This window comes from Massilia soli (genome assembly GCF_016809835.1).
Lineage (GTDB): Bacteria > Pseudomonadota > Gammaproteobacteria > Burkholderiales > Burkholderiaceae_D > Telluria_A > Telluria_A soli.
Window position 1 is genome coordinate 483,083 of the sequence record NZ_JAFBIL020000005.1, and the last position, 14,169, is coordinate 497,251.

General features: G+C 63.5%; 12 protein-coding genes. 3 read left to right on the forward strand and 9 right to left on the reverse strand.

What is annotated here, in order from left to right; translation table 11 throughout:
• Position 1: 1 nt before the first annotated feature.
• The 9 genes from truA to I4X03_RS15050 form a co-directional block, all read right to left on the reverse strand.
• On the reverse strand, positions 2–826 hold the full coding sequence (gene truA / locus I4X03_RS15010; RefSeq protein ID WP_223469040.1) for a tRNA pseudouridine(38-40) synthase TruA: 825 nt from the start codon (positions 824–826) through the stop codon (positions 2–4).
• Positions 826–3,696, reverse strand: a complete 2,871-nt coding sequence (locus I4X03_RS15015) for a motility hub landmark protein FimV (RefSeq protein ID WP_223469041.1) — start codon at positions 3,694–3,696, stop codon at positions 826–828. Before I4X03_RS15015 ends, truA begins: the two co-directional genes overlap by 1 nt.
• Before the next feature lie 203 nt (positions 3,697–3,899).
• Positions 3,900–5,027: an aspartate-semialdehyde dehydrogenase gene (gene asd / locus I4X03_RS15020; RefSeq protein ID WP_223469042.1), complete on the reverse strand. Its 1,128-nt coding sequence runs from the start codon at positions 5,025–5,027 to the stop codon at positions 3,900–3,902.
• 24 nt (positions 5,028–5,051) lie between these two features.
• Positions 5,052–6,122: a 3-isopropylmalate dehydrogenase gene (gene leuB / locus I4X03_RS15025; RefSeq protein WP_223469043.1), complete on the reverse strand. Its 1,071-nt coding sequence runs from the start codon at positions 6,120–6,122 to the stop codon at positions 5,052–5,054.
• Between the two features lie 14 nt (positions 6,123–6,136).
• Positions 6,137–6,784: a 3-isopropylmalate dehydratase small subunit gene (leuD, locus tag I4X03_RS15030; RefSeq protein ID WP_223469044.1), complete on the reverse strand. Its 648-nt coding sequence runs from the start codon at positions 6,782–6,784 to the stop codon at positions 6,137–6,139.
• Positions 6,785–6,888: 104 nt separating this feature from the next.
• Entirely contained in the window at positions 6,889–7,011 is a 123-nt protein-coding gene (locus I4X03_RS15035) for an entericidin A/B family lipoprotein (RefSeq protein WP_223469045.1), read from the reverse strand.
• Between the two features lie 29 nt (positions 7,012–7,040).
• Positions 7,041–8,444: a 3-isopropylmalate dehydratase large subunit gene (gene leuC / locus I4X03_RS15040; protein WP_223469046.1), complete on the reverse strand. Its 1,404-nt coding sequence runs from the start codon at positions 8,442–8,444 to the stop codon at positions 7,041–7,043.
• 216 nt (positions 8,445–8,660) lie between these two features.
• Positions 8,661–10,529 (reverse strand): chemotaxis protein CheA, encoded by a 1,869-nt coding sequence (locus I4X03_RS15045; RefSeq protein WP_223469047.1) that lies wholly within the window; start codon positions 10,527–10,529, stop codon positions 8,661–8,663.
• A complete protein-coding gene (locus I4X03_RS15050) occupies positions 10,529–11,371 on the reverse strand; it encodes a protein phosphatase CheZ (protein ID WP_223469048.1) in 843 nt (280 codons plus the stop codon). Before I4X03_RS15050 ends, I4X03_RS15045 begins: the two co-directional genes overlap by 1 nt.
• Before the next feature lie 434 nt (positions 11,372–11,805).
• Here I4X03_RS15050 and I4X03_RS15055 point away from each other — a divergent pair, with 434 nt between their 5' ends.
• The 3 genes from I4X03_RS15055 to I4X03_RS15065 form a co-directional block, all read left to right on the forward strand.
• Complete coding sequence (locus tag I4X03_RS15055; RefSeq protein WP_223469049.1) at positions 11,806–12,270, forward strand: universal stress protein; 465 nt, start codon at positions 11,806–11,808, stop codon at positions 12,268–12,270.
• A 106-nt stretch (positions 12,271–12,376) separates the two neighbouring features.
• Positions 12,377–13,021 carry a response regulator gene (locus tag I4X03_RS15060; protein ID WP_223469050.1) on the forward strand — a complete coding sequence of 215 codons (645 nt, stop codon included), beginning with the start codon at positions 12,377–12,379 and terminating at the stop codon, positions 13,019–13,021.
• A gap of 454 nt (positions 13,022–13,475) precedes the next feature.
• Positions 13,476–14,169: Crp/Fnr family transcriptional regulator (locus I4X03_RS15065; protein WP_223469061.1), on the forward strand; the 694-nt coding region annotated here is incomplete at its 3' end.

Below are 14,169 nucleotides of genomic sequence, written 5' to 3' on the forward strand. Positions count from 1 at the left end.
GTTAGAACCAGCCGAGGGGCGAGCTGTCTTCCTGCGGCAGGCCCCACTTGGGATCGTACCCTACTTTGGCCAGATACAGCCCGTCCGGCATGAAGGTCGGTGCGGCCATGTCGCGGTCGCCGCTTTCGAGCACTTCGCGCATCCACGCCACCGGCTGGCGGCCAATGCCGACATAGACCAGCGAGCCAACCAGGTTGCGCACCATGTGGTGCAGGAAGGCCGCGGCGGTGATGGTGAAGATGATGACGTCGCCGCGCCGCTCGATGCGCAGGTCGCGCAGCTGCTTGACCGGGGACTTGGCCTGGCACTGCGACGAGCGGAACGCCGAGAAGTCGTGCGTGCCGACCAGGCACTGCGCCGCTTCGCGCATCAACGCGACGTCGATCGGGCGAAACACCCAGCCCGCACGCCCGGCCAGGAGCGCCGAGCGGTTCGCGTTGTTATACAAGACGTAGTGGTAGGTGCGCGAATGGGCCGAGAAGCGCGCGTGGAACTCGTGCTCCGGGTCGGGCGCAAGCTCTTTTGCCCAGCGCACCACGATCGAATCGGGCAGGAAGGCGTTCACGCCGCGCACCCACGCGTTGATGGGGCGCGACAGGCTGGTGTCGAAGTGGATTACCTGTTCCAGCGCGTGGACGCCGGCATCGGTGCGGCCGGCGCAGGTGGTTGGCAACGCGACGCGCGCAAATTCCGCGAGCGCCATTTCCAGCCGGTCCTGCACCGTATTCCTGTCGGGCTGCTTCTGGTAGCCGCTCCAGCTGCTACCGTCATACTGGACGCCGAGTGCTATCCGTTTCTGTTCGGGTCCTTCTGGTAAAGCCTTCATTAACCCAGCTTCGCCCGCATCTCGTTGGCCTTGCCAACCTGCGCCGAGTTACCGCCCTTGATGACTTCATCGAGCAGTTCGCGCGCGCCTTCCTTGTCGCCGATCTCCTGGTAGGCAATGGCCAGGTCGAGCTTGGTTTCCATTTCCATGTCGGCGTTCGACAAATCGTCGATGCCATCGCCGGAGTCGTCGAGGCGGTCGAGTTCATTCAGGTCGGGCAGCGCGGTGTCGTCCGCGCGATGCGGCTCGACCGCAGGCAGGTCAAGGTCGATGCCCGACATGTCGAACTGCGGCGCGGCCGGCGCCGACAGCGGCGCCTGCGGGGTTTCGTCGAGCGGATCGAACGTCATGTCCGGCAGCGCAAATTCGTCTTTCAGCTGCAGGCTGTCGTCACGCGCGCCGGTTTCGGCAACTGGCGCCGGCGCTGGCGTCGGCAGGTCGAAGTCCATGGTGTCGAGGTCGAGCAGCGAATCCGGGCGGCTGTCCGCCTCGGCGGTGGCGCTTGGCGGCACCGGCGGCACGTCGAAGTCGCTCAGGTCGACGGTGCCGTAGTCGCGCGGCGGCTCGTCGGCCTTGTCCTGGCCGAGGTCCAGGCTGATGTCGTTGAACGGCGTCGGAGCCGGCACAGCGGTCTCCTGTTCCTTGGCTGGCGAGTCGAACGACATGTCGAAGTCCATGTCGAACTCCTGCGCGGTCGGCACCGGCGCCGGCGCTTCATCGGCCAGCTTGTCGTCGCTCGGTCCGGACATCGGGATCGGGTCGTTCTGCGCAATTGGCTCGAATGACAGGCCGCCCAGGTCGAAGTCCAGCGAGTGGTCTTCCGCTGGCGCAGGTGCTGCCGCCACCACTTCCGGCGCTGGCGCCTGGTCGGCTTTCTGAGTGTCGTCGGCCAGGCCGAGGTCGAAGTCCATGGTCGCGTCGCTGGTATCGTCGGCATTCAGGGCGTCGTGCAGCTCCTGCGACAGGATCGCCTGCTGGCCGCGCTCTTCAGCGCTGGCTTCAGGCGCCACAACGGCGGCGCCTGCGGCGCCCGCGTACAGCGGGTTGAGCGGGTCGAGCGCCAGGCCAAGCGCCGCTGCCTGCACCCAGTCGTCGCCCTGGCCTTTGGTGATGCCGTACATCTCGCTGGCCTGTGCTTCGAACGCGCGCTGGTCCTTGCGGGCCGCGTAGATCTCGAGCAGTTTCAGGCGCACCGGATTGCGTTCAGGGTGGCTGCGCAGCGCTTCCTTGAGAATCTCCTCGGCTTGCGCGTCGCGGCCGTAGGCGATGTAGACATCGGCTTCGGCGATCGGATCGACTTCATTGGTATCGAGCTGGCTGGCCGATGGCGCGAAGCTGGAGTTGAACACGCTGTTGCTGGTGTCGACGCTCTGGCCGCCCGCCTCGGCGAACATCGAGTGCGCCTGGTCGGTCGGCGCACCGAGGATCGATGGTTCGGTCGGTCCCTGGTCGACTTCCTGCTTGCGGCGGCGCGCCGACGCGATGCCCACCAGCGCCAGCAGCAGCACGCCAAGGGCGGCCAGCACATAGCTGATGTTATCCATGATCATGTCGGCGAACGACGGTTCTTCGGCCGTACGCGGCTTCTTGACTGCTGGCTTGACCGGCTTGGCAGGCGCAGGCACAGCAGCTGTAGCGGTATCGGCCGCCACCGGGGCTGCTGCGGCTGCCGCAGCAGCTGCTGGCGCCGCGGCCGCGGTGGCGTCCACGCCGGCCTTGCTCTTGACCGTCATCAGCTTTTCAAGGTCGTTGACGTTGCGTTCGAGCTCCTTGACGCGGGCGGTGGCTTCGGCCAGCGCCTTGTCCTTGGCGATGCGGTCTTCCTCGCTCGCCGCCGAGGTCCTGCCCTGCTCCGCGCTGGCTTGCGCCGCGCGCGACAGCTGCAGCTTGTCCTTCGATTCGGTGACGGCGGTTGGACGCTCTTCGACACGCGCCGTGATCTTGCCGGCGGCGCTCTGGCCTGCGTCCGGCGCCTTGGTCGGCGCGCTGGTGGCGACCTGGCCGGCCAGCTTGTTGCGGTAGGCGTTGAAGTCAGCCGCGTGGGCGACGACCACGCCGCGCGCTTCGCCTTCGCCGGTGCCGCGGATGGCACTTGAATCAGGCACCGACAAAATGCGGCCCGACTTCAGGCGGTTCATGTTCTTGCCAATGAAGGCGTCAGGGTTGGCGCGGTACAGCGCGACCAGCATCATGTCGAGCGAGATGTCGACCGGCTTCACCTGGGTCGCGATCTCGCCGAGCGTATCGCCTGGCTTGACGCGGTATTCGCTGGCGGTCGAGGCCGGGCGTTCGGCGCGCGGCGCCGGCTGCTGCGGCACCGGCGCAACCGGACGCGGAGCCGGACGGTAGTCCGGCGCTGCCGCGGCCGCGGCCGGCGCAGGCGCAGGGGCAGGACGCGCAGCGGTGCTCGACGGCGCGGCCACTTGCGCCGGCTGCGTCGTGCGCAGTTCGGCAGGATCGAGCAGGAAGGTGTACTCGCGCACCAGGCGCCCGCTGTCCCAGCTCAGCTCAAGCAGCATGTCGACGAACGGCTCGTTGAGCGGCTGCGACGAGGTGATCCTGACGATCTGCCGCCCTGCGCGCTGTTCGATGGCGAAGCGCAGCGACAGCAGCGCGGGATTGAATTCGATGTTCGCCAGGCGGAACGCGTCGGGTGACGCGAGCTTGGCGACCAGGCCGGAGGATTCCTCGGCCGACACGGACGTCAGTTCAATTTCGGCGCGCAGCGGTTGGCCGAGAGAGGACAGGACGGTCAGCTTGCCAAGACCGGCAGCGTAAGCCGAAGAGGACAGCAACACGGCACTGGCGACCGCGCCGGCCAGTGCCTTCATCGCGAATGAGACGATCTTGGGGCGATTGTTTACGTGCATAGTTGGCAGCATCAAGGTTAGCTAGGGGAAAAAGCGGTTTTCCCGGGAGTCCCAACATATCATCATGCTTTGGAGCATGCAAGCGTTTGGCCCGATAAGTGAGACTCTACGCCCGTAAAACGGGCGTTTTGATGCATTCTTTAGCAACCCCAAGCAACGCGGCGCAAGCAGTGCCGCGGGACGGCACTGCACATCTTGACAACTTACTTGTCAAGGATAATACGAAGCATGCGGCGCAGCGGTTCGGCCGCGCCCCACAGCAGCTGGTCGCCGACGGTGAAGGCCGACAGGTACTCGCCGCCCATCGACATCTTGCGCAGGCGGCCGACCGGAATGGTCAGGCTGCCGGTTACCGCCGCCGGCGACAGGTCGCGCATCGATGCTTCGCGATTGTTCGGCACCACCTTTACCCATTGGTTGTTGGCGGCGATGATGTCGTTGATCTCGTCGAGCGGCACATCCTTCGTCAGCTTGATGGTCAACGCCTGCGAATGGCAGCGCATCGCGCCGATGCGCACGCACAGGCCGTCGACCGGAATCTCGCGGCTGCCGAACGATGCGCCGCGGCCGAGGATCTTGTTGGTCTCGGCGCCGGCCTTCCACTCTTCTTTCGACTGGCCGTTGCCCAGGTCCTTGTCGATCCACGGGATCAGGTTGCCGGCAAGCGGCACGCCGAACTGTTTGGTCTCGTCAGCCGACATGCCGTGCTGGGTCGCCAGCACCGCGCGGTCGATGTCGAGGATCGCCGCTGCCGGGTTGTCCAGCAGCGGCTTGACGGCGCCGTTGATGGTGCCGAACTGGGTGAGCAGCTCGCGCATGTGCTGGGCGCCGCCGCCTGACGCGGCCTGGTAGGTCATCGACGTCATCCACTCGACCAGGCCATGCTGGAACAGGCCGCCGAGGCCCATCAACATGCACGACACCGTGCAGTTGCCGCCGACGTAGTTCTTCACGCCTTTGGTCATCGCGTTCTTGATGACGTCGAGGTTGACCGGGTCGAGCACGATGACGGCATCGTCGTTCATGCGCAAGGTCGATGCGGCGTCGATCCAGTAGCCGTTCCAGCCAGCGGCGCGCAGCTTCGGGAACACGTCGCTGGTGTAGTCGCCACCCTGGCACGAGATGATGATCTCGCATTTCGACAGCTCGGCAATGTCGCTCGCGTCCTTCAGGGTAGTCTCGTTCTTCGCCATCGCCGGCGCTTTGCCGCCGGCGTTAGAGGTCGTGAAGAACAGCGGTTCGATGTGGGCGAAGTCGCCCTCGTCCTGCATGCGTTGCATCAGGACCGAACCCACCATACCGCGCCAGCCTACCAAGCCTACTAATTTCATTGTCGTTCCTCGTCTATTTAAAAATTACCGTAATGCGTTCACGACCGCGTCGCCCATCTCGGCGGTGCCCACCTTGGTGGTGCCCGCCTCGTAGATGTCCGGCGTGCGCAGGCCTTGGGCCAGGACCTGCTTGACCGCGGCCTCGATGCGGTCGGCCTGCGCCGCCATGTTCAGCGAGTAGCGCAGCATCATCGCCGCCGACAGGATGGTCGCCAGCGGATTGGCGATGCCCTTGCCGGCGATGTCGGGCGCGGAGCCGTGCGACGGCTCGTACAGGCCCTTGTTGTTGGCATCCAGCGACGCCGATGGCAGCATGCCGATAGAACCGGTCAGCATCGCCGCGCAGTCGGACAGGATATCGCCGAACATGTTGCCGGTGACGATGACGTCGAACTTCTTGGGCGCGCGCACCAGCTGCATCGCGGCGTTATCGACGTACATGTGTTCCAGCTCGACGTCGGCGTAGTCCTGGTGGACCTCGGTGACGATGTCGCGCCAGAACTGGAAGGTTTCCAGCACGTTGGCCTTGTCGACGCTGGTCACGCGCTTGCCGCGCTTGCGCGCCGCCTGGAAGGCCACGTGGGCGATGCGGCGGATTTCGGATTCGGCATAGCGCATGGTGTCGAAGCCTTCGCGCTCGCCCTTGAACGGGCCGTCCGGGCATTCGCGCACACCGCGCGGCTTGCCGAAATAGATGTCGCCGGTCAGTTCGCGGATGATCAGGATATCGAGCCCCGAGACGACTTCAGGTTTGAGCGTCGAGGCGCCGGCAAGTTCCGGATACAGGATCGCCGGGCGCAGGTTGGCGAACAGGCCAAGCTCACGGCGCAACCCGAGAATCGCCTGTTCCGGGCGCAGCGCGCGCTCGAGCGTATCGTACTTGTAGTCGCCGACGGCGCCGAACAGCACCGCGTCGGCGCCCTTGGCCAGCGCCAGCGAGGCGGGAGGCAGCGGATGGCCGTGCGCCGCATAGCCGGCGCCGCCGACGTCGGCCTGCTCCATCTCGAAGTTCTCGCCCAGCGCGTTCAGCACGCGCACGGCTTGCGCTGTGATTTCAGGACCGATGCCGTCACCCGGCAGGATTGCTATTTTCATTGTGCTGTTCCGGGTCAGATGGCGTTGACCAGCCAGGGCTGGGCCGCCAGGTGGCGTTCTTCGAAGGCGCGGATCTCGTCGGCGTGGCGCAAGGTCAGGCCGATGTCGTCAAGGCCGTTGGTCAGGCAGTACTTGCGGAAGGCGTCGATCTGGAATTCGTACACCAGGCTGCCATCGAGCGTGCCGATGGTCTGCTTCTCGAGGTCGACCGCCAGGCGGAAGCCGGGGAAGGCCTTGACCTCGTTGAACAAGTGCTCGATCTGGCTCTCGGTCAGCACGATCGGCAGCAGGCCGGACTTGTAGCAGTTATTGAAGAAGATGTCGGCGAAGCTTGGCGCGACGATCGCGCGGAAACCGTACTGGTCGAGCGCCCACGGCGCGTGTTCGCGCGAGGAGCCACAGCCGAAGTTCTTGCGCGCTAGCAGGATGGACGCTCCCTGGTAGCGCGGCTGGTTCAGCACGAAGTCCGGGTTCAGCGGACGCGCGCTGTTGTCCTTGCCCGGCTCGCCGTGGTCAAGGTAGCGCCATTCGTCAAACAGGTTGGGGCCGAAACCGGTACGGTGGATCGACTTCAGGAACTGCTTCGGGATGATGGCGTCCGTGTCGACATTGGCACGGTCGAGAGGGACGACAAGTCCCTCGTGTAGCGTAAATTTGTCCATATAGCTCGCTTAAGCCGTCGTTCCCGCGAAAGCGGCAACCCATGCGCCGCTTGGTCAATGGCGAATGATGGATTCCCGCCTGCGCGGAACCGACGGTGGTGGTGTTATTTCCCGCCCGCGCCGGTAACGATCTGGCCGGCCCGCTGCACGTCGCGGCCAACGCCGGAGATGGTGTTGCAGCCGGCCAGGAACAGGGCGATCAGGGACAGGGCGAATACTTTTTTCATGGTGTGGCTCTCAAAATTGAATGGTTGTTTTAGCGCAGTGCGCGTACATCGACGAAATGGCCGGCGATACCGGCCGCCGCCGCCATGGCAGGCGACACCAGGTGGGTGCGTCCGCCCTGCCCCTGCCGTCCCTCGAAATTGCGGTTCGAGGTGGAGGCGCAGCGCTCGCCCGGTTCTAACCGGTCGGCGTTCATTGCAAGGCACATCGAGCAGCCTGGCTCGCGCCATTCGAAGCCCGCGTCCTTGAATATCTTGTCCAGGCCTTCGCGTTCGGCCTGCTCTTTTACCAGCCCGGAACCCGGCACCACCAGCGCCAGGCGCACATTCGAGGCGCGCTGCTTTCCGCGCACAACGGCGGCGGCGGCGCGCAAGTCCTCGATGCGCGAGTTGGTGCACGAGCCGATGAACACCTTGTCGATGCGGATGTCCTCGATCGGGGTGTTGGGCTTGAGGTTCATATAAATGAGCGCCTTTTCCATGGCGTCGCGGCGCACCGCGTCCTTTTCCTGGTCCGGATCGGGCACCCGGCCGTCGACCGAAGTGACCATCTCGGGCGAGGTGCCCCAGGTGACCTGTGGCCTGACGTCGGCGGCGTTCATCGTGACGACCATGTCGAACTGCGCGCCCGGATCGGAGTGCAAGGTGCGCCAGTAGCCCACCGCCTGGTCCCAGTGCGGGCCGACCGGCGAGTAGGGACGGCCCTTGACGTAGTCGATGGTGGTGTCGTCGACGGCGATCATGCCGGCGCGCGCGCCCGCTTCGATCGCCATATTACAGATCGTCATGCGCCCTTCCATCGACAGCGAACGGATGGTCGAGCCGCCGAATTCGATGGCGTAGCCGGTGCCGCCCGCGGTGCCGATCTTGCCGATCACGGCCAGCACGATGTCCTTGGCGGTGACGCCCGGCGGCAGCGCGCCGTCGACCTGCACCAGCATGGCTTTCGACTTACGCGCCAGCAGCGTCTGGGTCGCCAGCACATGCTCGACTTCCGACGTGCCGATGCCGTGCGCCAGGCAGCCGAAAGCACCGTGGGTCGAGGTGTGCGAGTCGCCGCAGACGACCGTCATGCCCGGCAGGGTCGCGCCCTGCTCCGGCCCGATCACGTGCACGATGCCCTGGCGGCGGTCGTTCATGTTGAAATACGTGAGCCCGTAGCTTTTGGCATTGGCGTCCAGTGTCTCCACTTGCAGGCGCGAGGTGGGGTCGGCGATGCCGCCCTTGCGGTCGGTGGTCGGGACGTTGTGGTCTGCCACCGCGAGGTTGGCGGAATTGCGCCATAGCTTGCGGTTGGCGGCGCGCAGGCCGTCGAAGGCCTGTGGGCTGGTCACTTCATGCACCAGGTGGCGATCAATGTACAGAACCGTCGTGCCGTCTTCGTCGGCACGCACGACATGGGAATCCCAGAGTTTGTCGTAGAGCGTTTTTATCATGATGGTGGTGTAAGGCGATGCATGAATCAAAGACCGAAAATGATTATGCCATATTTGTGCACTGCGTCAGCAAGAATGACTTTTTCGAATTTTATGTGCCATTAACACCTCTTCTGCACATGATATTCGCAAAACGAACTCATTTTGCAAATAAAAAAAATGCCTGCTGAATTTCAGCAGGCATTTCGACTTCCGTGCAGCAAGAAGTATTTTTACTTATGCAGCCAGTTTGACGGCGCCGCGGCAGCCATCCATCAGGAACGACAGGCCGATCACCAGCACCAGGTCGCCTTCGGCGGAGCGCGCCGTGCCGGTGATGCCCTCGACCGACAGCGCGGTCATCGGCTTGATCACCAGGTCGGCGGTACCATCGACGGCCGACACCGCGAGGATGTACGGCTGCGGCGCGGCCACCACGATGCCCACCTTTTCCGAGCAAGGCTCGTAGCCGAGCGACGCGGCCAGCGAGCGCACCGGCAGCGGACGGCCCTGGTCCTTCAGGACCGGCGCGCCGCCAACCTGGGCGAAGGTATCCGGCAGTTCGACCACGCGCTGGACCACCGCCATCGGCAGCGCCAGCAGCGCGCCCGAGGTCGAGACCAGCATGGTTGGCACGATCGACAGTTCGATCGGCAGGCGGATGGCAAACTTGGTGCCGTGGCCGAGCGAGGATTCGATGTGGATCGCGCCGCGGTTCTTTTCGACCGCGGTCTTCACCACATCCATGCCGACGCCGCGGCCCGAGACCGACGACGCCACTTCCTTGGTCGAGAAGCCCGGCAGGAACACCAGCTGGTAGGCTTCCTCGTCGCTCTGCGCGCCGTTCTCGTTGATCAGGCCCTTCTGGATCGCCTTCTTGCGCAGGCTGACCGGGTCCATGCCCTTGCCGTCATCCTGCAGCACGATCATGACGCTGTTGGCTTCCTGCCATGCCTTGAGCGAGATGTAGGCCTTGGCCGGCTTGCCCGCGGCGACGCGGTCTTCCGGCGATTCGACACCGTGATCGAGGGCGTTGCGCAGCATGTGCACCAGCGGGTCGTACAGGCTGTCCACCACGACGCGGTCGACTTCCGTCTCGGCGCCCTCGATGGTCAGCTCGACATCCTTGCCCAGGTCCTTGGCCAGCTCGCGCACCAGGCGCGGGAATTTCTGGAACAGGCGGCCGACCGGCTGCATGCGGGTCGCCAGCGTGGCGCGCTGCAGTTCGGCCGAATAGCGCGATGCGCGTTCCAGCGTTTCGGTCAGGGTCGCCATCAGGGTGGCCGCGGCGCCTTCGAACTTGAACTGCGCCAGGCGTTCGAGCAGCACGGCGGCCTGGTTGGCTGCCTGCACCGATTCGCCTGCCACTTCGAGCAGCGCGTCGAGCTTGACGGCGTCGACGCGGATGCTGTCTTCCTTGGCCGGCGCCGACGCGGCGCGGAATTCCTGGACTTTTTCTTCGCGGCGGTCGACCCCATCCCAGCCTGCCGGCCTGGCGGCGGCATCGGCGGCGGCCGGCGCTGCGGCCGCCGGCGCTGCGGCTGCGACTGCGGCTGCGGCAGCGGCTGGCGCGGCGGAAGGCGTGTGCGTTCCAGCCGGCGTTACCGCGACATACATCGCTTCCCAGTCAAGGCCATCGGCGCCTGGCGCAGCGGCAGCGGCTGCGGCAACCGGTGCCGCCGCTACCGGCGCCGGTGCGGCCGCTTTCGGCGCGGACTGCGTCTTGCCTTCGATGGCGTCAACCAGGATGCGCTCGAGCGCATCCGGCATCGACGCCAGTTGTTCGGCCGGGGTACCGTTGTTCAGGTCGGTCAACTGGTCGGCAACGAAGCCCGACGCCTGCAGCGCGGCTTCGATCGCGATCGGCGTTACCGGCGCGGCGCCGGTACGCAGGGCGTCGAACAGGTTTTCGGTCAGGTGGCAGGCGGCGACCAGCGCCGGCAAGTTCATGAAGCCCGCGCCACCCTTAATGGTGTGGAACGAGCGAAACACCGCGTTCAGCGTTTCCTTGTTGTTGGGATCGCGTTCGAGGCGGAGCAGGTGTTCTTCTACATTGACCGCAAGATCCATCGCCTCGACGACGAAATCCTTGAGCATATCGTCCATTAGAATCCCAGATCGGCAAGAAGGTCGTCTACATTGTCCTGGTCAAGCGCGACGGATGGTGCCGACGGGCCAGACATGAGTGGAGCCGGCTTGGCAGCGAGCTTTTCGCGCACCGCCGGTGGCGCGTTGTCGCGCAGCAGCTCAGCCAGTTCCTGCTCGACTGCCTTGGTGATGGTGACGACTTTCTTGATCAGCTGGCCGGTGATGTCCTGGAAGTCCTGGGCCATCATGATTTCCAGCAGGCGCGCCTTTTCGGCTTCGGTCGCTTCGGCTACCTGCTGCGCGAACTGGCGCGAATCGCCGGCCAGCGCCTTGAACTCGTCCAGCGACAGCTTGCCTGCGAACAGGTCGTTCCAGCGGGTATCCATGGCTTTGGCTTGCTTCGACAACACGTCCTGGGCCGGCATGCCTTCGTCCAGGGTATTGAGCACCTTGTTGGCAGCCTGTTCGGTCAGCGAAGCGACGTACTCCAGGCGGTCCTGGGCATCGTTGATCTGGCTCGACGCTTCGGTCAGCGCCTTGTCGTAGCCCAGTTCACGCAGCGAATCGTGCAGCAGGCGCACGATGCCGCCGAGACGCTCGTACATCGGGTTGTCGCCGTGGTCGACTTCTTCATGCGGGGTGTTGGCGGCAGCGGCCGGCTCGGCTGGCGCGGCGGGCGCGGCCGGCACAGCGGCCAGCGCAGGGCGGGTCGAGGACACCTGGTCGAACAGCGCGTCCATGTCATCGTCGTCCGCAGCCGCAGCCGCGGGCGCGGCGGCCGGAGCGGCAGCCGGAGCGCTACTGCGCTGCGAGGATACTTCCTCGAATAGTGCGTCGAAATCGTCAGCGGCGTCAGTCATAATCCCTGCTTCTCCATTTGGTAGATGCGCAACGTCAGTTGCGTGGTGCGTGTCGGTGCGGTGCGAGTCGGCAGAATTAAATGATGCGCGGCAACATCGCGGGTTTACGCGAGTGTATCAGCGCGCTGTGTCGTGGTAAATGTCCAACCGCAGCGGTGATCAATTTGTTGAGAGAAACTTATTGCCTCGACAATCAAAGTGTATGTTTACTGCTCTTTTCGCCGTTTTGCCCCCTTTTTTCGGCCTGCGATGTATCGGCTGGGCCACAAATCGCTGCGTCCAGAATTAGCAAAAAACGAATGTTTACGTGCCAACCGGCTGATTTGTTGTCGGAATGAATATGGATGGGCTTGAGCAAGATCAAGCATGATCGTTCTAACAAGTTGGAAAACGCCGACTACAATAGAATTATGTCTGCTTTGGGAGGACTCGCCATGTACCGGAAAATTCTGATCACCACGGACGGCTCGTCGGTGTCGAAAGCCACCGCCTGCGCCGGTGTGAAGTTTGCGCAACAGATGGGCGCTGAAGTACTGGCCTTGTATGTCGCACCCGAGTACCAGTACCCGGTCTACGTGGAAATCATTCCTCCGACCTACCCCAGCGAAGAGGAGTACCTGGTCCAGATGCAAAAGGTAGGCGGCGAGCATCTGCGCTCGATCCTCGATGCGGCCGGCAAATGCGGCCTGCAGCACAGCGGCATGGTGGCGTTCGCCGATTCGGCGGCGCAGAAAATCGTCGACGTGGCCGATGAACAAGACTGCGACCTGATCTTCATGGGCTCGCACGGGCGTAGCGGCTGGGGTCAGATTTTGCTGGGGAGCGTGACCAATAAAGTGTTGTCGCACACGCAAAAGCCGGTGTTGGTCCATCGCCTGATCAAAGAACCGGCCGCTTAGTCACTGTGCATTGATTCACTCTTGGTTTGGCATTACTCTTGAATGATGGTTTACCAGTTCGACTGCTTTGCCGGCCGCACGCCGGTTCACATCAAGGGCGTACTCTATGATAAGAATTGTCATCGCTGACGATCACACCATCATGCGCGAAGGCCTCAAGCGCATCCTGGACGGCGCGCCGGACATCGACATCGTGGGCGAGGCAATCAACGGATTTGAAGTACTGTCGCACGTGCGCCAGGGCGGTTTCGACCTGCTGCTGCTCGACTTGTCGATGCCCGGCCGCAGCGGCGTCGACCTGATCCGCCAGATCCGCAGCGAATCGCCCAAGCTGGCGATCCTGATCCTGACCATGCATGAAGAAGAACAGTATGCCGTCCGGGCCATCCGCGCCGGCGCCCAGGGCTACCTGACCAAGGAAAGCGCCGGAACCCAGCTGGTGGGTGCGATTCGCAAAGTGGCCTCGGGCCGCCCCTATATCAGTACTGAAGTGGCTGAGCAATTGGCGCTCAATATCATGACGCCCAACGAACAATTGCTGCACAAGCAATTGTCGGACAGGGAATTTGAAGTATTTTCTTCACTCGTCAGCGGAAAATCGATCACCGAGATTGCCAACACCTTGCATCTCAGTGTCAAGACAGTGAGCACCCACAAGACCCGCATCATGCAAAAGATGGGCATGACCTCGCTGTCGGAAATGGTGCAGTACGCCGTGGCGCACCGCCTGTTGTCGCCTTTTAAATCCTGAAGGCGAAAGAGTTTTAGACAAACCGCTGCGGTATTTGTGCCACCTTTGGCTACAGCAAGTCAAAATCTCCTGATCCACGTCAGACCCTCCGCCCCCTCTGGGCACGCCCGGCTTCCCTGTGAAAACGCCACGCACACCGTAGGACGACTCCTACGGCTTGTGTTCCAGTCCTACGCCTAGATTCAGCGCTCGCTGATATCAATGCCGGACTCGTGTTGGCATACTAAATCTAACGATTCGACTTGCTTCCGGTTCATTTCCTTGGTCCCGACCTGTCAGATCGCGCTGTCCCTGGTCACGTTTGAAGCACCGGTCCGCAATCTCACAGATCGTTGTTCCCCTGTGATTGTCTACAGCTCTGAAACTTTTAGTTCCTTCCTGGGAGATGAGCATGCTGTCAACGGATTCTTCAGAAACACGCCCCACCACCACGTCGACCTTGCATTCCTCGCCGATGGAAGCAGGCCGTCAACGCCAGGGCCGGCTCTGGTCCAACCTGAAAGAAGTGTGCGATCTGCTTCACATCACGGCGGCGGTGTCAGTCAACTCCGAGGAACTCCTGTTCCAGCACGTCCAGTTCAAGACTGGCCAGCGCGTGCATACGATCGGGCAAGCCTTCGATACCCTGTATATCGTTAATTCCGGTTTCCTGAAGACCGTACTCATCGACGAGTTCGGCAATGAGCAAGTGCTCAGCTTCCCGATGAAGGGCGACATGCTCGGCGTCGATGGCATCCACACCCGCCACTATGCGTCGGAAGCGGTGGCCTTGTCCGACTGCGACCTGATCCTGCTGCCGTTCAAAAAACTGACCGCCCTCGGGCGCGTGCACATGGAGCTGGAAAACGTCATGTATGGCGTCATGAGCCGCGAACTGGTGCGCGAGCAGGCCATGATCGGCATGCTCGGCGCCCTCAGCGCCGAGGCACGGGTTGCCCGCTTCCTGGTATCGCTCGCCGACCGCTTCGCGGCGATGGGCTACTCCAGCAAGCTGTTCAACCTGCGCATGACCCGCCACGAAATCGGCAGCTACCTGGGCCTGACGCTCGAAACGGTCAGCCGCACGCTATCGGCATTTAATGAAATCGGCCTGATCACGGTCGACCAGCGCACCATTGGCATCAAGGACGCCGAAGCCCTGAAAACCT